This is a genomic window from Marinococcus halophilus, assembly GCF_002265875.1.
GTDB classification, from domain to species: Bacteria; Bacillota; Bacilli; order Bacillales; family Marinococcaceae; genus Marinococcus; species Marinococcus halophilus.
The window spans coordinates 15,992-35,936 of the sequence record NZ_NPFA01000012.1 but is presented as its reverse complement, the minus strand read 5'-3'; the positions used below and the strand labels follow the sequence as shown (position 1 = coordinate 35,936).

Sequence of the window (19,945 nt, the reverse complement as noted above, 5' to 3'; positions counted from 1 at the left end):
TAATGGTGATTCAACTGAAAAGAATTTATGAAGAAACAGAGGAAAAAGAAGGGCGCCGGGTATTAGTCGACGGCGTATGGCCGCGGGGAATAGCAAAGGATAAAGCCAAAGTGGATGAATGGGCCAGGGACGTTGCTCCTTCCAAGCAGCTGCGGCAATGGTTTTCCCACGACCCGGAGAAGTTTGACGAATTTAAAGAGAAGTATAAGCAGGAGCTCGAGCAAAATACCGAACAGGCTGAAGCTCTCGATCAGTTAAAGCAGACCGTACGTGAACAGAACAAACAGGTGACGCTCGTATTTGCTGCAAAGGAAGAAACATATAATCATGCCCGTGTCTTAAAAGAAATACTTGATCGTCAGCCGAAGGACTCTTAAAGAAGAAGAGGTGAAAACGATGGAGGAGTATCTGGGCCAATGCAGTGATTGCGGCAAAGAAATTTACTGCAGGGACGGGTTTTTAGAAGGGGTTCATGAGAATGGCCGGCTATACTGCTTTGAATGCGCTGAATAAATGTTCAATACTCCGTGTCCAGGTGGGTACGGAGTTATTTTGTATATAAAAGCTGATTGTGAACGTTTAATGAAGTATTTCTAAAAGTATAGATTAAAATATGTATTTATAATACACTTTTTATAGAAGTTAAAAACGTTTTCACTGGAGGAATTCGATGCTTGCACCACAAACGATTGAAACAGTAAAAGCAACAGCCCCAGCTATTCAGGCTAACGCCGCAGCTATTGGCAACCGTTTTTATGAAATGCTCTTTGAAAAAGCACCTGAGCTGCGAAACATGTTTAACCAGACGAACCAGGAAACAGGTGTCCAGCCGGAAGCTCTTGCTTATTCTGTCTACCAGGCCGGAGCGAATATTGACCGTCTGAAAGAGCTTCGTCCTACTATTGAACGCATAGCGGAAAAACACCGGGCCCTGGATGTCAGGCCGGAACATTATGGATTAGTAGGGGAAACACTGCTCGAAGCGGTGGAGGAAGTGCTTGGAGACGCAGCCACCCCGGAAATTCTGGACGCGTGGGGAGAAGCGTATCATGCGCTTGCTGATATTTTTATTCAAAAAGAAGCAGTAAAGTACGAAGAAGTGGAAGCCGCCCGGGGCGGGTGGACGGGCTACCGTCCGTTTTATGTAGCGGAAAAAGTGCCGGAGAGCGATGTCATTACTTCGTTTTACTTAAAGCCGCAGGACGGGGAGGCTATTATACCGCAGCAGCCAGGACAGTATTTAACGCTGCAGGCAGATATTGAGGGTGAGCCCTATACACATATGCGCCACTACAGTCTGTCGGATGCTCCAAATGAAAACTATTACCGGATCAGCGTGAAGCGGGAGGATCCTGAGAATGGAAATCCGGCCGGCATTGTGTCGAATTATCTGCACCGGGATGTAAACGAGGGAGATGTACTGCTGTTCGCAGCGCCGGCAGGAGAATTCGTGATAGAAACAGAGGAAATGCCAATTGTGTTAATCAGCGGGGGCGTTGGTATTACTCCGATGATGAGTATGCTGAATACACTTGTACAGGAAGATACGAAACGAAACGTGACGTTTATTCACGCTGCTGACAGCAGCAAGGTGCATGCCATGAAAGCACGTGTGGAGCAGCTCGCAGATACGTATTCAAATATTGAAGCCTACACCTGTTACTCCGCACCAACGGAGAACGACCGCACGCATAGAATGTTTGATAAAGAAGGATTTATAGACGCAGATTGGCTGGAAACTGTCCTTCCTGAAGAACAGGCAGATTTTTATTTCTGCGGCCCAATACCTTTTATGAAGGTAGTTAATGAAATTTTAAAGGACAGAGGAGTGCCGGCTGAGCGCCGTCATTATGAAGTTTTCGGTCCGGAAAGCACGATTGAATAATTAATACCTCAGAGATAAAACTGATTCAGCTGCGGCATATCTATTTGGATTCTGCCGCAGCTGTTTTAAGTTCAATTAATGAAAGGATGAAAAAAATGAAAATCCAGAGTCTTACACAATTAGCTCCTTTCAGCGGGGATCGAATGGCAAAAGAAATTGTGTTTAAAAAGAATAACTGCAAAGCTGTGGTGTTTAATTTCTCGCCCGGCCAGAGCCTCCCTCTGCATGACCATCCATTCACTCAAACGTTTGCATTAGTCGCAAGCGGCGAAGGACTCTGCTATACAGAGGATGAAAACTTTCCCATCAAAGAAGGAGACCTTATTCAATGCGGCCCTGCAGAAAAAATAGGCTTTGAAAATAATAGTTCCTCTAATTTGAGTGTGTATGTGACACTGGTGTATATCGAAGAAAATTAGCATCTGCTAAATAAAATAATGTCTGCAATAAATATCAGCAGCCTCCCTGTCAGTGATAGGTAATAGGTTAGTAAGTAAATGGTTAGATACTGAAAAACTGCTACTGGTACTCACTGACGCTCACTGGCATTCACTGGCACAGCTTACAGAGCTGGACGCCTGCTTGTGTGCTTTGTTAAGTTCAGGAACGGTCTGGTACGGTTAGGAAGTAGACGAAAGGAAGGATGCTGATTTATGCAGACTTTAAACAATGAAGCTAAAACTAACCAGATGAAGAAATACAGCCTGATCGATACTGACATTCATGAACGGGTAATGTATGAGGACTTATTTCCATACTTAGAGCAGCCGTGGAGAAGATATATTGAAGACTGCCACTGGCAGCAGGAAAAACATATGCCATTCACCCAGCCCGCGGTGGCCGGAGTGGACCGGGCTGACGCACAAACGCCGGACGGAAAGCCGGCAGGCACAAGCCTTCCATTTATGCAGGAGCAGCTGCTTGACGCTAACAATCATGAATTCGGTATTTTAACTGGAGCGCTTGATCCATCTCCGTCTTCTATGCACGGATGGTACGAGATGGCCACAGCACTTGCCAGTGCCTACAATGATTGGCAGATTAATGAATGGTTGGATAAAGACAGCCGACTGTACGGATCCGTTCATATTGCAGCCCAGGAAGTAACGAACTCGGTAAAAGAAATTGAACGCGTCGGCTCTCACCCAAAAATGATTCAGGTGCTTTTGCCCATTGATGATATCGCGTGGGGCGACCCATACTACCACCCAATATTTGAAGCTGCTGAGCGCCATGACCTGATGATCGGCATGCACCATAACGAACCGCCGGCTCCGCTCGGGAAATGGCCGAGATACTTTATTGAATGGCATGCCTTGATTGCCACGTCTCATATGGCACAGATTACGAGCATGATTTTCAACGGGGTATTTGAAAAATATCCAAATCTGAAGCTGATGATGATTGAGGGAGGGTTCACATATGTGCCATTTTTAATGAAAAAACTCGATCAGCAGTTTAAGGATCTTCGTCACGAAGTGCCGTGGGTAACGACGATGCCGAGTGATACCATCAAAAATCGGATGGCGTTTACGACCCAGCCACTTGAAGAAATGAGCAGAAAAGAATGGAATCTTTTAGTAGAGCAGATGGGAACCGACGAAATTATCTGCTTTAGTACGGATTATCCGCACTGGGATTATGATTCTCCGGACGAAGCAATGCCAAAGGGTCTGGGAGACGACGTGCTTGAGCGGATATACGGGGAGAATGCGAGAAGGTTCTATCCGAAGCTTCCGGCACGGAGGGATATCTGATGGCAGCCGTTATCTGCAGGGAAGAGGAATTGGAAAAGCAGGAGATGATTCCGGGGAGCGTCGATAATATCCCAGTTTTTGTCTGCCGGACGTCCGAGGGGGAAATCCGGGCATTTATCGACCGGTGTCCCCACCAGGGCGCCTGCATGTCGAAGGGCAAAATTGACGGGGCGCCTATGAGCACCGCACCCGGCGAGTATTCCTTTGAACATGAAGGAGATATCGTCCGGTGCCCGTGGCATGGAAGAGAGTATAATCTCCGGGAAAGCGGCAAACCGCTTGCGCCGGTAAAAGGTAAACTAAAAGAGTTTTCCGCTTATGTAAAAGACAGCTATGTATATGTAGAATTAAAGAGAGGCTCGTAAGCCTCTCTTTTTTTATTAATATTTAGCTGGGAAATGATTAGCTGTTTAAATTGCCGCCGCGGACTTCCTGTAGCTGACGGACAGCTTCAATCTGCTCGTCGTTCAATTCAGCATAGTTGCCGGCAGCGTCTAACGTTAATATAACGGACGTTCCGGTCAGGGAGTATTTATTCGTAAGATCCCCGAACTGCTTGGATTCTACTTTATAATCCGCTTCTTCATACTGATTTTCGTTTGCAAGCGCGTAAATATCAAGCTCCGGAATCATTTCGAGCATGATAGCGTCATTGCCCATGATACTGTAGATATCATTTTGTCCCTCTACTTCGCGGACTTCAATTTCCTCATTAGGTTTACTGATAATAATATTCATCGTGACATTCATCCTTTCTGCTTCCAAATCAATAGTAGTTACCGTACAAAAACGTTCCTCTCCTGCTATAACCGTTTCCTTCTTCCCACAAACATGAAAAAAAGATAAAATCATAATGGGAATAATCAGATTCTTTAGGCGTATAAGTGGACATACACTGCTGCGGCGCATATGATGGAAAAAGATAAAATAGTGGTAAGGGAGATATGTAATTATGATTAATGCAAGTCAGCTGACACCAAATGAAACCTATAATTTAATCGAAGAAATGGAACGCTATGATTCTGATCGCCTGGCATTGAAATGGCAGGACGATAAAGGAAGCCGCCGCGAGGTTACATATCATGAACTGATTCAGCAGGCCAATCAGTATGCCAACGTCCTTACCGGCCTTGGACTTTCCAAAGGAGATAAGGTGCTTGTCATGGTTCCCCGGCTTGTGGAAGCCTATGTTGCGTATTACGCTTGCCTGAAAGCAGGACTTGTGATTATTCCTTCTTCAGAAATGCTCCGGGCGGATGATATCAAGTACCGGGCGGACCATTCCGGCTCCCACGCGATCATTTCGTATGCTCCGTACGCAGAGGAAATCGACCGGATGGATCCTATGCCGGAAACCCTCGAGCATAAGCTGATGATCGGTGGCAGTAAAGAGGGATGGAAAGAGCTTGAATCAATGGCAGCAGAAGAGTCCCAAAGCTTTAACATTGTACAGACTCACCGTGATGACACTGCCTTTCTTCCTTATACTTCGGGAACGACTGGGAAACCAAAAGCTGTCGTGCACAGCCATGGCTGGGCATACGCCCATCTTAGGGTAGCGGCAGACGAGTGGCTCGACATTCATGAAAACGATGTTGTCTGGGCTACCGCCGGACCAGGCTGGCAGAAATGGGTCTGGAGCCCGTTTTTATCTGTTCTGGGCCAGGGTGCCACCGGGTTCGCCTATAACGGCCGTTTTGATCCGGAAACTTATCTGCAGCTGCTTCAGGACGAACAGGTCAATGTGCTTTGCTGCACGCCGACAGAGTACCGGCTAATGGCGAAAATTGACGGTCTCGAAAGATATGATCTTTCAGCGATGCACAGTGCTGTTTCAGCAGGAGAGCCTTTAAATGAAGAGGTCATTCAAGTGTTCCGCGATAAATTTAACCTTCCGGTTCGCGATGGATACGGGCAGACAGAAAGTACGCTGCTTATCGGAACACTGAAGGGCGTGCCTGAAAAAATAGGTTCCATGGGCAAACCAATGATCGAACAGTTTATTGAAATAGTGGATGAAGACGGCAAGCCGGCGAAGGCCAATGAAATTGGCAATATCGCTGTGCATCGTGATCTTCCATCGCTGTTTCAGGGCTATTACAGAGAGCCCGAACGTACGAATGATTCCTACCAGGGCGATTACTTTTTAACCGGTGACAGGGCGATGAAGGACGAGGATAATTACTACTGGTTCCAGGGACGCAGTGATGATATCATTATCAGTTCAGGCTATACCATCGGGCCCTTTGAAGTAGAGGATGCACTTACAAAACATCCTTCCGTCAAGGAATGCGCCGCAGTTGCAAGTCCCGACGATATCCGCGGCAACGTCGTGAAGGCATTTATTGTACCTAACGGCCAGGTGGAAAATGAAGAGGCTCTAACGAAAGAACTGCAAAACCATGTTAAAGAAATGACCGCCCCATATAAGTATCCACGCCGGATTGAGTTTGTAGAATCATTGCCAAAAACAAGCTCTGCGAAAATCCGCCGTATTGAACTCCGCGAACAGGAGCTTGCAAAAGCGAACAAAAATCAATAGTATAAGCAGCCTGATTCGACTGCCCTGCGGCATATGCTGCAGGGCAGTCTTAAGTTGTTACGAAACAGGTTTCGTAACTTATGTACAGTTGACCAAAAATTAAAAATATTTTTAGGAAAGCGTTTACCTTATTGATAATTTCGGTTAGAATAAAAACAACCCCGCCGAAGGGGGAGAAGTTGAAACAAAATAATAACAATTGTTTTGTTTCAATTTTTGAAATATGTCATAGACATACAACTAAAGGGGGGCTTGTTATTTTATCTCTTATCACATTTATCATGATCGTCGGGGCAATCTGGCTTTTTGCTTATACCCGCAGCCGGTCAGTTAAAACGGACAGCGCTGAAGGATATTTTCTTGCCGGCAGAAGTTTAACAGGTATTACAATTGCCGGAACAATTATTATGACGAACTTGTCCACAGAGCAGATTGTGGGACAGAATGGCCAAAGTTATGCTTCCGGGATGGAAGTAATGGCGTGGGAAGTAACCTCTGCTATAGCAATTGTATTACTGGCACTTGTGTTTCTTCCGAAATACTTAAAATACGGCGTAGATACTGTTACCGATTTCATCGAGAGCCGTTACGACAAAACGACGAAACGAATTGCTTCTTTTCTTTTTATTTTTACTTATATGACTTCTTTCTTACCCGTCGTGTTGTACTCCGGCTCACTCGTATTTAATCAAATTTTTGCCGTAGATCAATTACTCGGCGTAGAGCCTTTAACTGCCGTTGCCTTTATCGCTGGATTGACCGGGCTTATCGGTCTTTTATATCTTTTGATGGGCGGCTTAAGGTTAAGCGCTTTCAGCGATACCGTTTATGGCATTGCTCTTTTGGTCGGCGGGTTAACGATTCCTGTGCTTGGACTGATGGCTTTAGGCGACGGTAACTTTTTCCGCGGGATGGAAACGATTCAGGCCAATACTCCTGAAAAATTAAACTCGATCGGCGCTATTGATTCGGCTTACGTGCCGTGGCCGACGCTCTTTTTAGGAATGTTTTTTAATAACCTGTTTTTCTGGTGCACAAATCAGATGATCGTGCAGAAGGCACTGGCAGGAAGAAACTTGAAGGAAAGCCAGAAGGGTGCTTTATATGTAGGTTTCTTTAAAATATTTGGTGCGCTGTTCCTCGTATTTCCAGGTATTATTGCGTTCAATTTATTTGGCGGAGAGCTTAGAACTGCAGACAACGCGTATCCGCGCTTAGTTACAGAAGTGCTTCCTCCGTCGGTGGAAGGGATTTTTGCAGCCATTATTTTTGGAGCTATTTTAAGTTCCTTTGTGGGCGCTCTGAATGCCACAGCCACGTTATTTACCCTGGATTTTTACAAGCCATTAATTAAAAAGGATGCAAGCGACAGACAGGTGGCACGTGCTGGTAAGTTGATAACAGTGATAGTAGCTTTGATAGCTATTTTAATCGCCCCGCTGATTTCGTTTGCGCCGTCGGGACTGTACAACGTTGTCCAGTCGTTTAATGGATTATACAGTATGCCGTTGCTTGTCATTATCATCCTCGGGTTTTATTTCAAATATGGTACTGCCTTTGCCGCAAAAGTGACATTTATCACTCACGTGGTACTCTATGGTATTTTCTGGCTGTTTATGGATTATCATTATCTGTATGCCTTCAGCGTGTTGTTCTTTGTCGACATCCTCGTTTTATGGCTGGTAAGCCGATTGAAACCGATCGATAAACCGTTTGAATTCCAGGAAAATATCAACAAAGTGGATATGACTCCGTGGAAGCACAGAAAATGGGTGAGTGCAGTCATTATTATTACGGTGGTAGCGACGTACCTGCTGTTCTCTCCTATTGGACTTGCCGGGTAACAAGAAATGAATATCGAAAGTGCTGGAGTGCCGAAGAGGCCTCCAGCTTTTTTATGGCTGCAGGCCGAGCCATTTTTTGATTTTCTTTCGAAGAAAAAAACCGGCCGCGCTTAAAATAAAAAGAAATGCGATTGCGATCCAGAGCAGAAGGCGGCTGCCGGAGACGATGCTTTGCCCGAACGTTCCGTACATCAGCATTCCGGGGATAATACCAATCATGGTCGCTGAGATGAAATGTGAGTATTTGATTTTCGAAAAACCAGACAAATAGCTGAGCATGCTGAACCCCATCAGCGGGATAAGCCGCAGCACCAGTACAACCAGGAACCCGCGGTTTTCCATCAGGTACCTCATACGGACATTCCATGGAATTTGGCGCTTGCTGAATATGGTTCTCCCCATAAAACGCCCAATAAAATATCCGCTGGTTGCGCCGCCAAGAGCACCCGTCCATATATAGAGAATTCCAGGCCAAATGCCATAAGTAATACTTGCAGTAATAGACAGCAGGGAGGAAGGAAAATAAATAAAGGGAGCGAGTGTGTAAGCAACCAGAAAAATGACCGGTGAAATCCAGCCAAACGAAGTGATAAATTCCTGAATTTCTTTTGGGTGGATGCTTAGTCTAACGTTGAAGAGATAATACAATCCGATTAAAGCAGCTACAAACAGGCAGCCTTTGACAACATTCAAGCGTGAGCGCATATTTTCCCTCCTTTGACGGCAGAAACCTGGCAGTATACAAAAGGCGTGGCTGTGTATTTAAACTATTTTAAGCTTAACACGGAAGCCGTAGGCAAACGACAATAATAAGCGCAGGAGCCTGCTTGTTAAAAACACGCATACATAAAGGCGTTGAGGGGAAATCTTCTAATAGCAGGAGGCAAACATATAGAAAAAGGAGGAGAATTGTAAATGGCAAACAGTGTAGCAGGTGTAAAAATACCTGACAGTAAAATAGCAAAAGAAGCAGCAGATCTATTGCGGGAGTATGGCTCTGAACTGCTTTGGAATCACTCGAACCGGGCGTACCTTTTTGGAGAAATTCAGGGAAGGGAAGCCGGGTTGAAGTATGATTCGGAGCTGTTATATGTGAGTGCATTATTTCATGATCTCGGGTTGACCAGTCAATACAGCAGCCCGGATAAACGTTTTGAGGTGGACGGGGCGAATGCAGCCCGCAGTTTCCTTCAGCAGCATAATATGGAGGATGAATCTATCCGTCTTGTGTGGGATGCTATTGCCCTTCATACCACGATTGGCGTTGCCGAATATAAAGAGTCGGAGGTTTCGCTTCTTTATTCAGGAGTAGGGCTCGACGTCATGGGAGATGGCTATCACCAGTTCCCGGAAAAGTTACGGGAAGAGGTGGTGAGCGCATACCCCCGGAATAATTTTAAAGAAAAAATCCTTCCCGCTTTTTATGAAGGGTTCAAGCACAAGCCCGAAACCACATTCGGAAATATTAAAGCAGACGTCTGTGAGCGATTTATGCCGGATTATAAAAGCCCGGACTTTTGTGAATGCGTTCTGCATTCTCCGTGGAAGGAATAGAAAATTGATAATAAATAGAAGTGCTGCCGTTTCGACGGCAGCATTTTTTAGGGGGACTGGACAAGCGAGGTTAAACGCTTTACTATGGTCTCTCATAGTTTATTAAAAAGAGGTGGCAGAGATGAGTATTTTTCGTACGAACCGGGCCATTATTATCGCTTTTATGATAGGAACTTTTTCCATCGGGATGACGGAATACGTAATTACTGGTCTTGTCACTCAATTATCAAATGATTTGGATGTACCCGTTTCACTAACAGGACTTTTGCTTAGTGTGTACGCTATCAGTGTGGCAGTGATTGGACCGATATTTCGTATAACGACGATGAAATTTCCAGTCAAGCCGGTACTGGTTTCCTGTATGGCGGTTTTTGTGTTAAGTAACGTTTTAGCAGCAATGGCTACGTCTTTTACTGTACTTGTGATCGCACGCCTGATTTCAGCAGCGATCCACGCTCCTTTTTTTGGCCTCAGCCTGGCCATGGCCCACCATATTGTGGCTCCGTCGAAAAGAGGACAGGCAATTGCTGCCGTGCAGGGAGGTTTAACGATATCTATTATGCTTGGGGTGCCGTTTGGTTCATATCTGGGCGGTGTGCTTGAATGGAGAGTCGTATTTTGGATGATTGCTGGGCTTGGGCTTGTTACGCTAATTGGACTTGTGCTGACCCTGCCAAACGAAAAACCTTCTGAAATACCGCAAGTGAAAAATGAACTGGGCGTTTTCAAGGAGAAAACATTTCTTATAACGCTTATGATCGTGATTCTCGGTTATTCCGGTGTTTTTACCACCTACGTCTTTAAGGAACCAATTTTACGCGAAATAGGCGGAGTGGACGTAGTGGGGGTAACGTTTGCGTTATTTGCCTTCGGTACTGGGGCTGTGGCCGGAAATTTCCTTTCCAGCCGTATCCCGCTTCACCATTTAACGAGCAGGCTGCGTATTGCTTTTCTGCTTTTGACACTTATTTTAGTTTTCTTTATCCCAATGATCAGCGTTATCGGTACTTTATTTGTCGCAAGCTTTTTACTTGGAATGTTTGCATTTGGCACGGTGCCGCTGTTGAATGCCAAGCTGCTGATCAGCGGTCAGCATGCGCCTTCTCTTGCCGGAACGATAGCAGCAGCTGCTTTTAACCTGGCCAATGCGCTCGGAGCTACTCTTGGAACTATCGTACTGAATGCGGGAGCCACGTTTTTTGTGCTCACACTCTGCGGAGCGGCGCTCTCTCTCATCGGTATTTTGCTAACGGTCATCCTTCACAGCATGGAACGCAAAGATGCCGCTGCATCTTCGAATACAGCTTAAGCATTTTAAAATGAAAAAAGCAGGCTGCTTCCGGTATAAATCTGGAGCAGTTTTTTGTAAGCTTGGAGATACGTCTATGCATTAAAATAAAGAAGAATTCAAACGGGATTTCATGGAGATAGAATACTTTAATCATTGCTTTGCCAGCATGTCGTCAATATTTATGTATTTAAAAAGATATTATATTTTATTTACCTAATTAATGTATAAAATATTACTTTTATTAAAATGAGATTACAAATGACCTAATTCCGTTGTTTAAGAAAGCAGGGTCGGATATACTCGGTCATGTTGAGTCGCTGATTTAACACATATAAAATTTTTAAACTACTTAATGGAGGTGCAGTTTCACTCTGTCGTGTCCAGCCGTTGTTACTCCAGTCGTGTGACATAAAAGGCAAGTAAACATATAAGAAAACTTAACAATACTTATTCAATCAAGTTTCGGTGATGGATGCTACGACTAGTGAACATTATAATGAAAAAATATCTTTTTGGAACAGCAATTACAGCAGGAGTCCTACTTGGTGCTCCGCAGGCAGCAGACGCGTCTATCGACGATCATGGTTCTTTGTCCTACGGCGATACGAATTCCTCGGTAAACGACCTGCAGGAAACATTAAAGGATGAAGGTTATTTCCACGGCTACACCGGCTCGCGTTTTGGCCCACGGACGTTAAGTGCGGTTAAAGAATATCAATCCGATCACGGCATTTCTTCCCCAGCCGGAGATTATTACGGTGTAGCCGGTCCAGCGACCCAGGATTCTTTAATGGGATCGGGTGAACAGGTAGCGGGCGTTTCCACAAGCAGCAGCTCCGGGATTACAAGCACGGCTAAGCAATACATCGGGTCACCTTATGTTTGGGGCGGCACGTCCCCGAGCGGCTTTGACTGCAGTGGATTTATTAATTATGTTTATGAGAAGCACGGTGAAAACATCCCTCGGACTGTCTCCGGCATGTACAGTGCGAGCTCGAAGGTTTCGAATCCTTCTCCAGGAGATGTTGTATTCTTTAACACGAGAGGCGGAGCTTCTCACGCGGGTATTTATATAGGCAACAATGAATTTGTTCATTCCGGCTCTTCTACAGGCGTAACTACTTCGAGCCTTGACAGCTCCTACTGGGGTCCACGTTACATGGGTGCCGGCCAGCTTTAAAACGAATATTAAAAACAGGAGGGACTCTTTGAGGAGGCCGCTCCTGTTTTTTTATCTTAAAATAGATTCATTATAATGAAGCCTCCTGCTCCTGCCAAAACGCCGTAAAGAATAGCCGGGCCGAGCGTCTTACGTATTACGCTTCCTTCTTTTCCTTCCATGCCAACCACCGCACATGCAGCGACTACATTATGGATACAGATCATATTTCCGGCTCCGGCCCCAACGAGCTGGGCTCCGAGTACGACTGTGGGATCCACGCTGGTAGCGTTAGCGATGCTGTACTGCACCGGGGAAAATGTGAGAGTGGAAACGGTGGCACTTCCGGTAATAAAAGAGCCAAGCTCTCCAAGAAAGGGGGCGACAAGGATCCACATGGGACCGAAGGCGGCTGCCATGCCGGCTGCGATATACTCAGGCATACTGGTGATGTCGTTAGCATTGATACCCGAATTGCTGAAAACATGAACCATCGCAAGGGTGGCAAATAAAGTAATGCCGGTGATTTTAATGGTGGAAAGAGCATCCATGGCAGAGGCAGTAAAGTTTTTAAACGAACGTCGTTGAATGATTACTGCAAGCAGGGCAGTAACGGTGAGTATGGTGCCTGGAGAATACAGCAGTTCCCAGTTGGAAGTCACCCCTTCAATACCAAGAATATTTGTCCATGAAAGATCAAGCACGTTGGTAGTGAATTCCCGGAGCCACGGAACGATTCTTGTGAAAAGCAGCAGAACCACTACAATCAGGTACGGTGACCACGCTGTCAGAAGGCTCATATCGGATTTTTCATTGTTAATCTTAAAATTATCCTGCAAAGCGTCTGTCCAGGATGATTTCGGAAGAAGAAGGCCTTTTTTCGCAGTAAATGCAGCCACAGCAAGACCAGTGAGAGCTCCCAAAATAGCGACGAATTCCGGACCGAATAGAAATGCGTATAATAGAGCAGATGACGTATACACAGCCCCGATCATCAATGTCCACGGGAGCATTGGCCATGCATCCCGCAGTCCTTTTCCTTTTCCGAAGAAGAGGGTGAGTACGGCAACCAGTATAAAGGGGATAAAGGTGCCGCCAAATAAATCAATTAAAGTAACCGTAACACCAATTTCCTGGAAGAAAGCCGGCCCAGCCGGCTCTAATGTACTAAGGCCGACAATCACTGGTGTACCAACTGCTCCGAAAGCTACAGCTGAGCTGTCGGCTATAAGGGCGGTGGCTACGGCAGCGAGCGGCTTAAATCCTAAGGCAAGCATCAATGGAGCTGTAATCATGGCCGGTGTCCCGAAGCCGGCAGCTCCTTCAAGCAGGGAGCCAAACAGAAAAGCTACGATGATCAGCTGTACCCGCATGTCCTCTGAAATGCTTTTGAACCCCTGATTAATTCGATCTACAGCACCATTTTTCCGCAGGGTATTCAGCAGCACAAGTGCTCCAAATAAAATAAGCAGAATCGTTAATGTTTTATGAGCCCCCTGAAGAATAGAAGAAAGAATGATATGTCCTCCCATTCCCCAGACCGTAACAGCAAGCAGGATAACTATAATAGAACTTAGTGTCATTCCTTTAATAGCAGGCATGCGAAGCAGAACAAGAAAAATAAAAGGAAAAATTACAGCACTTAGAGCGACCAGCATCAGCATAGAGGCATCTCCTTTACAGGGGGAGTAGGAAACAAAATCATTTTTAAAAGTTCAGTCATCATATGTCTTATTTCCACCTTAAGCGCTTTCATTAAAGCATGCAATAGGAGAGGTCAGTGCAGTAAAAGGAAAGGGAAAATTGTCTTATTTTTGACATAACTCAGACAAGATTCTGCCACAGGAGACAAAGAAGAGTTGCTTTAGGAATTATTGCTCTGCTTCAGCTCGAAGGCACAGTGGCGCAGGCTTTATTTATCGCCAGCTCATTTCCTATGTCCAAAAACAGCGCCCTGTTCGCGCTCGAATATGATAATTATCCCGAATATGCTGCTCAGAGCGTGCTTATTTCGACAATATTTGGCGGCATTACCGTTTCCATAGTTATCTTTTTATCCCGGGTGTGGTTCGGGTGAGGCAGAAAAAGCTGCAGCGCTGAGAATTAAAAAAGCAACAGTGATAAAAATAAGAAGCCTCCGTTCAGCAGTGAGCGGAGGCTTCCAGTAATTAATCATCGTTTTTTACGTGCCGCAGTACGTACGGTAGGGCACAAGTGAAGGAGCGGGAGGTGCTGTATATTTTTCCTGCTCTTTAGTATGGGCGTAAGGCTCTGAAAGTACATTCAGGAGCTGGTTCATCACGCTGTAATCCCTGTTTTTTTCAGCGGCTTCAATCGCCTCTTCCACATGATGGTTCCGTGGAATGACCGCAGGGTTATGGTCACGCATCAGCTGTCCGGAGAGGTCTTTGGATTCCTCCTGCCTTTCGAGGCGCTCAAGCCACTGTTCCTGCCAGGAAGCAAAGTCACTGTCCGTAAAGAGCCCGGAGTCATCGAACTGGTTAAAGGTCAGAGCACGGAAGGTATTCGTGTAATCGGCTTCATGCGTCTGCATAAGGCTGAGCAGGCTGGTGATAAGCGCTTCGTCTTCCTGTTCTTCCGTGAAAAGTCCGAGTTTGGCACGCATCCCCTGGAGCCAGTATTCATTAAATCGCTCAGGGAACTGAGAGATTTCTGCCTGAGCAAGCTCCACGGATTTCTCCTGGTTTTCATCAATAAGCGGCACAAGGGCTTCAGCAAACCGGGAAAGATTCCATTCTGCCATAATCGGCTGCCTGCCGTAAGCGTAGCGGCCGCGCGCATCAATCGAACTAAATACAGTCTTTGGATCATAGCTGTTCATAAAAGCGCATGGGCCGTAATCAATAGTTTCTCCGCTGAGAGCCATATTGTCGCTGTTCATTACTCCATGGATAAAGCCGGCAAGCTGCCACTTGGAAATTAACGAAGCCTGGCGTGTAACGACTTTGCGGAGCAGCTCCAGGTAAGGATTTTCCGTTTCCCGGACTTCTGGATAGTGACGATCAATTGTATAGTCAGCGAGAGCCTGTAGATCGTTCATTGAGCCGTGGTTTAAAGCATATTCGAATGTGCCGACACGCAGGTGGCTGGAAGAAGTACGTGTCAATACTGCCCCGGTCAGCACGCTTTCCCGGAAAACGGGTTCACCGGTTTTAACAACAGCAAGACTCCGGGTGGTTGGTATGCCAAGCGCATGCATTGCCTCGCTGATAATATATTCCCGTAGCATTGGCCCAAGCGCAGCACGCCCGTCACCGCCCCGGGAATACGGGGTCCGGCCGGACCCTTTCAGCTGAATATCAACTCTGCGGCCTTCAGGGGTTATTTGTTCCCCGTGAAGGAGGGCGCGTCCGTCCCCGAGCATCGTAAAATGGCCAAACTGGTGCCCGGCGTAAGCCTGGGCAAGCGGCAGTCCGTTCTCCGGCGTCTGGCTGCCTGCGAGTACCTGTAAGTTTTCGTCTTCCCGCAGTGCTTCACTATCAAGCCCGAGAGAAGAAGCAAGCTGTTCGTTCAATATAACAAGCTCCGGTTCCTGGACAGGAGCTGGAGTGAGTTTGGAAAAAAAGGTTTGCGGGAGGGCGGCATAGCTGTGTTCAAGCTGCCAGCCCGCTTTTTTTGCTGTGTTTTTTTCAGCCATAAATACTCCTTTAAAATATATTTTTGAAGCTAAGCAGCGTATATCGAAAAATCATTATTTATATTATGATACATCTTTCATTATACAAGCCTTCCTCCCAGTTCTTCAAATTTAAAGATGCAGAGTGTAGGCATTTAAAAACGCTTCCTGCGTTACACAGAAAGCGCTTGCGGCCATTAATTTCCTCGTAAATGAGATACCTATACGTCTTTATGATGAAATGGGCATTTGCCTTCTATTGGCTTAATGTCGTCTCCAATGAAAAACTGCTTCCACTCGTTGTGTGTTGGATCACCAAAGTGGCTGATATCCGGGTGAGTAGGGAGGTTATCCCATTTCTCTACGCGGGCCCGGACTTTTTCTCTCGACATGATGCCTCCTTTTTCTGTGCCTTCAAGCCCTTCGAAAATAGCACGGGGCTGAAAGCCGAGAATCAAACTGTTCCCGAGGTCTCTCGTTTTCCGTTGCTTATAGGCAGGGGCATTACCGAAAACAAAAACGGGTTCGCCGGCAAAATGGTAGTCCCAAAGAAAATGATCGGGATCTTTTGGTTTGTCTCCCGGCCAGCTGTACCTGTCCTGTTCATGCAGGTGCTGCAGTACCTCCCAGAAATAGGAGCGGTAATAGTCGACGGACTGCTCACGTGCTTCGGGTTCGACGAAAAGAAACAGGCCGTGCCTGGTAAAAGGCGGTTCCGCCATTAAATGGAGAAAGCTTTCGAGCACACCACCAAGGTGATCCCAATGGTCATGAGTGATATAAGAATAGCGCAGTTCTCCTTTTCGCTGTGCTTTCATGCCGAAAAAGCAGGGGAACTCGGGGTTCGTTACTACGTGCTTGAAGGTCTGGTATTCCTCCTGCAGCCAGGAGGGGAGCCGGTCGGACGTTTCCATATCTTCTTTCGTCAGCAGATAAGGACTGGACGTTTGTAGCATGCTGCTGCTCCTTTCATTCAGGGGAATCAGGGGAGAACTTTCTCTCCTCTGGGAAAAAAGCCTTCAGCCTGTGCAGAAGCGGATGCTGGCTGAAAGCTTTTATATAAAACATTATTTAACTGCTGCTTTTCACAGCATTAGTAAGCGTATTAAATTCCTCATCGCTCAGTTTAATGCCGGCTGCAGCGATATTATCTTCCAGGTGGCTTACTGTAGAAGTGCCTGGAATTGGAAGAATAACGTCGGAACGCTTCAGGAGCCATGCCAGTGCGAGCTGAGCTGGTTTTGCGTTATGGTCTTCGGCCAGCTGGTCCAGCGGGCCGCCTTCCTGGGCGAGTTCACCGGTGGCAAGAGGGAACCATGGAATAAAAGCAATATTGTTATCGTTACAATAATCAAGCATTTCTTCTGATTCACGATTGGCCAAGTTATAGCGGTTTTGAACAGAGGCAATAGAAGTTACCTTTTGTGCTTCTTTAAACTGTTCGGTATTCACTTCACTGAGCCCGATATGACGGATTTTGCCTTCTTCCTGCATTTTTTTCAGTTCACCGACCTGGTCTGCAACCGGAACTTCAGGGTCCACCCGGTGCAGCTGCATAAGATCAATGCGTTCAAGACCTAAATCCATCAGGTTCAGCTCAACCTGCTGGCGCAGATATTCGGGGCGTCCCACCGGGCGCCAGTCATTAGGGCCTGCTCGGGTAAGGCCGACCTTTGTCGCGATCGTCATATCGTCGTTATACGGATGGAGCGCTTCTTTAATAAGGCGGTTGGCTGTAAACGGGCCATAGGCGTCTGCTGTATCAATAAAATTGACCCCGAGTTCTGATGCCCGGCGGAGCACGCGGACAGCTTCCTCAGGATTGGAAGGCTCTTTCCATACGCCCTCGCCGGTCAGTTGCATTGCGCCGTAGCCTAAACGGTTCACTTCTATATCGCCGCCGATCCGGAATGTGCCGGCCTGGTCTGCGGTAATGTTTGAATTTCTCATATATGATCCTCCTTCAGTAGAAACAAAGTTTATACACTTTGTTAATCATACCCGCACTGCTGGTTTTTTAATCCGGTGCGGTTGGTTAGAGGCGTAGAAGCCAAAAGGGAAAATTATTTGTATAAAAAGAAATAGAAAGGTGGTTTTTCACGGCTTTTGGAAAGGTATAGAACAGAAGGCGCATGAAATTGTTCTCAAACATAGAATGATATTCAGCAGAAAAGGGCGTGTAATGGATGAACTCTTCATGGATCGAAATTAACGTAAAGGCTGTACGCAATAATATTAACCAGATTAAGCAGCGGATGCCGGATAAGTTTTTTGCCGGTATTGTAAAAAGTAATGCCTATGGGCATGGGCTGGTTCCGATGGCAAAGTATATTGAAAACGAAGTGGATTACTTAGCAGTGGGGGTCGAAGAGGAAGGCATTGAATTGCGGAAAAGCGGAGTAAAGGCCCCGATTTTAGTTTTAGGGCCGTATTTTAATGAGGAACATGTAATCGATTACCATTTGACGCCTACCGTTGACACAATTGAAAAGCTAAAAAAATTAAATGAGGCAGCGGAAAAGAAAAACGCAGGCCAGTATCCATTTCATTTGAAAATCAACATTGCGTTGAACCGTTTTGGACTGGATGAAAAAGATTTAAATCCATTTCTGGAAACGTACCAAACGCTGCATTCGGTGAAGATGGAAGGCGTTTATTCTCATTTTGCTGCCAATAGGCACGCGGAAAAAATTACTTTTCAGAGTGACCGCTTAAAGCAGTGCGTAGAAATCATAACGAAAATTTATGGCATTCATCCTGCATATGTACACATGGCCAACAGCGCGATAGCTGTCAAATATCCGGAGCTTGGCTTTAATATGATCCGTATCGGCAACGCCATGTTCGGCCAGGCAGCGAGCAGAAACGGCCTGCGATTTGAAGAAACGTTCGAGCTGAAAACCCCGCTTCTGGAAACCCGGGAAATCAAAAAAGGAAGCACGGTGGGCTATGGGGATACAAAACCATTGAACGAAAACATGACTGTAGGGCTTATTCCACTTGGAGAAGCACACGGCTTTAACTTTGCCCGGGAGAACCAGTCCAGCACGTCGAAAAAGCTGGCTGTTAATATTCTTCGGAGTGTACGTTCCTACGTCCGGCCGCCGGCAAAAATATTCTGGGGAGAGGAGCCGGTGGACGTGGTCGGGAAGCCAAGCTCGCAGTTTTCGCTGATTGATGTAACCGGGAAGGCCATCAGCGAGGGAGACGCTTTAACAGCACGAGTTTCGATCATGAATGCGCAGGAGTCCATCGAACGAAAATATATAGAATAACAAAACAGGGCCCGCAGCTTCTGAAACAGAAGGCTGCGGGCTTTTCATGATTTAATAAGCTGTTCAAGCACGGACGCATTTTCTTTAAATCCGTCCGAGGGCCAGTCTCTTCCCTCCAGCAAACCAAGAGAAAGCGACTGCATGCCGGTGACATAATAGTTATCTGAAATAGTTTCGCTGTAGGATTCTCCGCTTTCCAGTTCGATGGAGACCCTGCACGGCCGCTCTGTCGGGATAAATGCCTGGTGGGCGCGCAGGACTCCCTTTGTTCCGATTACTTCATACTCGTTGCGGGTGGCTGCATTCATGCCGGAGTCAAAGTGGGCAAGCCGGCCGTCGGGAAAGGTAAGGACTCCCGCAGCTGCCCAGTCGCTCCGTTTGTTTTCATGAAAAGAATAAAAGGCGCTTGCATGGTCTGGTTCCCCCATAACCTGCCGGATGGCGTGAATGCAGTAGCAGCCGACATCATAGAGGCTCCCGCCGCCGTCAGCCTGAGAATGAAGGCGGATATTGCCTTCGGTATGCTGCAGCGGAAATGTAAACGAAGAACGCATCGTCACAACGTCTCCAATTGCATTGCCTGCAAGCATCTTTTGGACAAGCTGATGCTGGGGGTGAAACCGGTACATGAAGGCTTCCATAAACTGGACCTTATTTTCTTCGCAGACGTTTTTGATTTCCACAGCTTCCGCCTGTTTCAGCGCAGCTGGCTTTTCACACAGTACGTGCTTTTGTTTTCTGGCAGCTTTGATGCTCCATTCTTTGTGCAGATGATTAGGGAGGGGAATGTAGACCGCATCGATGTCCGGATCGTCAAGAAGTTCGTCGTAGCTGTGGTAGACCTTCGGAATATGGAAAGCTTCTGCGAGTGTCTCTGCTTTGCCGCTGCCACTCGCAATAGCATGAGCTTGTGCATTTTCTGTACGCTGCAGGGCAGGCAGCATTTGTTTTTTGGCGATATCGGCGGTGCCCAGGATTCCCCATTGGATAGTTTTCATCAA

General features: G+C 46.5%; 19 protein-coding genes. 12 read left to right on the top strand and 7 right to left on the bottom strand.

Annotated elements, in window-relative coordinates; genetic code table 11:
• The first annotated feature begins 2 nt into the window (after positions 1-2).
• The 5 genes from CHL76_RS12345 to CHL76_RS12325 all read left to right on the top strand — a co-directional run bounded on the left by CHL76_RS12345 (position 3) and on the right by CHL76_RS12325 (position 4,007).
• Positions 3-377 carry a DUF488 domain-containing protein gene (locus tag CHL76_RS12345; RefSeq protein WP_022794027.1) on the top strand — a complete coding sequence of 125 codons (375 nt, stop codon included), beginning with the start codon at positions 3-5 and terminating at the stop codon, positions 375-377.
• 293 nt (positions 378-670) lie between these two features.
• On the top strand, positions 671-1,885 hold the full coding sequence (gene hmpA, locus CHL76_RS12340; protein WP_079475938.1) for an NO-inducible flavohemoprotein: 1,215 nt from the start codon (positions 671-673) through the stop codon (positions 1,883-1,885).
• Positions 1,886-1,980: 95 nt separating this feature from the next.
• The gene (locus CHL76_RS12335; protein ID WP_158219177.1) at positions 1,981-2,304 is read left to right on the top strand and encodes a cupin domain-containing protein; all 324 of its coding nucleotides are present in this window, start codon (positions 1,981-1,983) and stop codon (positions 2,302-2,304) included.
• Between the two features lie 234 nt (positions 2,305-2,538).
• Positions 2,539-3,642, top strand: a complete 1,104-nt coding sequence (locus CHL76_RS12330; protein WP_233133407.1) for an amidohydrolase family protein — start codon at positions 2,539-2,541, stop codon at positions 3,640-3,642.
• The gene (locus CHL76_RS12325) at positions 3,642-4,007 is read left to right on the top strand and encodes a Rieske (2Fe-2S) protein (RefSeq protein ID WP_022794023.1); all 366 of its coding nucleotides are present in this window, start codon (positions 3,642-3,644) and stop codon (positions 4,005-4,007) included. The genes CHL76_RS12330 and CHL76_RS12325 overlap by 1 nt, the downstream gene beginning before the upstream one ends.
• A gap of 37 nt (positions 4,008-4,044) precedes the next feature.
• Here the strand turns inward: CHL76_RS12325 and CHL76_RS12320 are convergent, their stop codons facing one another.
• Entirely contained in the window at positions 4,045-4,494 is a 450-nt protein-coding gene (locus CHL76_RS12320) for a hypothetical protein (protein ID WP_147041513.1), read from the bottom strand.
• A gap of 100 nt (positions 4,495-4,594) precedes the next feature.
• Between CHL76_RS12320 and mbcS the strand changes: the two genes are divergently transcribed.
• Entirely contained in the window at positions 4,595-6,184 is a 1,590-nt protein-coding gene (gene mbcS, locus CHL76_RS12315; RefSeq protein WP_094908744.1) for an acyl-CoA synthetase MbcS, read from the top strand.
• Positions 6,185-6,441: 257 nt separating this feature from the next.
• The gene (locus tag CHL76_RS12310; protein WP_371862272.1) at positions 6,442-8,028 is read left to right on the top strand and encodes a solute:sodium symporter family transporter; all 1,587 of its coding nucleotides are present in this window, start codon (positions 6,442-6,444) and stop codon (positions 8,026-8,028) included.
• 51 nt (positions 8,029-8,079) lie between these two features.
• Here CHL76_RS12310 and CHL76_RS12305 read toward each other — a convergent pair whose 3' ends face one another.
• The gene (locus CHL76_RS12305; RefSeq protein ID WP_094908743.1) at positions 8,080-8,733 is read right to left on the bottom strand and encodes a TVP38/TMEM64 family protein; all 654 of its coding nucleotides are present in this window, start codon (positions 8,731-8,733) and stop codon (positions 8,080-8,082) included.
• Between the two features lie 210 nt (positions 8,734-8,943).
• Here CHL76_RS12305 and CHL76_RS12300 point away from each other — a divergent pair, with 210 nt between their 5' ends.
• From CHL76_RS12300 to CHL76_RS12290, 3 genes are all read left to right on the top strand, one after another.
• Complete coding sequence (locus tag CHL76_RS12300; protein ID WP_079475945.1) at positions 8,944-9,582, top strand: HD domain-containing protein; 639 nt, start codon at positions 8,944-8,946, stop codon at positions 9,580-9,582.
• Between the two features lie 121 nt (positions 9,583-9,703).
• Entirely contained in the window at positions 9,704-10,891 is a 1,188-nt protein-coding gene (locus CHL76_RS12295) for an MFS transporter (protein ID WP_094908742.1), read from the top strand.
• Between the two features lie 478 nt (positions 10,892-11,369).
• Entirely contained in the window at positions 11,370-12,053 is a 684-nt protein-coding gene (locus CHL76_RS12290; protein WP_158219176.1) for a C40 family peptidase, read from the top strand.
• A 56-nt stretch (positions 12,054-12,109) separates the two neighbouring features.
• Here CHL76_RS12290 and CHL76_RS12285 read toward each other — a convergent pair whose 3' ends face one another.
• Positions 12,110-13,696 (bottom strand): L-lactate permease, encoded by a 1,587-nt coding sequence (locus tag CHL76_RS12285; protein WP_094908741.1) that lies wholly within the window; start codon positions 13,694-13,696, stop codon positions 12,110-12,112.
• A gap of 272 nt (positions 13,697-13,968) precedes the next feature.
• On the opposite strand from CHL76_RS12285, the gene CHL76_RS17105 reads away from it, so the two are divergent.
• Positions 13,969-14,109 carry a hypothetical protein gene (locus tag CHL76_RS17105; protein ID WP_158219175.1) on the top strand — a complete coding sequence of 47 codons (141 nt, stop codon included), beginning with the start codon at positions 13,969-13,971 and terminating at the stop codon, positions 14,107-14,109.
• Positions 14,110-14,214: 105 nt separating this feature from the next.
• On the opposite strand, the gene CHL76_RS12280 is transcribed toward CHL76_RS17105, so the two are convergent.
• The 3 genes from CHL76_RS12280 to CHL76_RS12270 form a co-directional block, all read right to left on the bottom strand.
• A complete protein-coding gene (locus tag CHL76_RS12280; protein WP_094908740.1) occupies positions 14,215-15,690 on the bottom strand; it encodes a protein adenylyltransferase SelO in 1,476 nt (491 codons plus the stop codon).
• 200 nt (positions 15,691-15,890) lie between these two features.
• Positions 15,891-16,625 (bottom strand): YqcI/YcgG family protein, encoded by a 735-nt coding sequence (locus CHL76_RS12275; protein ID WP_079475950.1) that lies wholly within the window; start codon positions 16,623-16,625, stop codon positions 15,891-15,893.
• Positions 16,626-16,740: 115 nt separating this feature from the next.
• Positions 16,741-17,619, bottom strand: coding sequence for an aldo/keto reductase (locus CHL76_RS12270; protein WP_094908739.1), 879 nt, complete (start codon positions 17,617-17,619; stop codon positions 16,741-16,743).
• Positions 17,620-17,855: 236 nt separating this feature from the next.
• On the opposite strand from CHL76_RS12270, the gene alr reads away from it, so the two are divergent.
• The gene (gene alr, locus CHL76_RS12265; RefSeq protein WP_094908738.1) at positions 17,856-18,944 is read left to right on the top strand and encodes an alanine racemase; all 1,089 of its coding nucleotides are present in this window, start codon (positions 17,856-17,858) and stop codon (positions 18,942-18,944) included.
• A 44-nt stretch (positions 18,945-18,988) separates the two neighbouring features.
• On the opposite strand, the gene CHL76_RS12260 is transcribed toward alr, so the two are convergent.
• Entirely contained in the window at positions 18,989-19,942 is a 954-nt protein-coding gene (locus tag CHL76_RS12260) for a Gfo/Idh/MocA family protein (protein WP_094908737.1), read from the bottom strand.
• Positions 19,943-19,945: the final 3 nt, after the last annotated feature.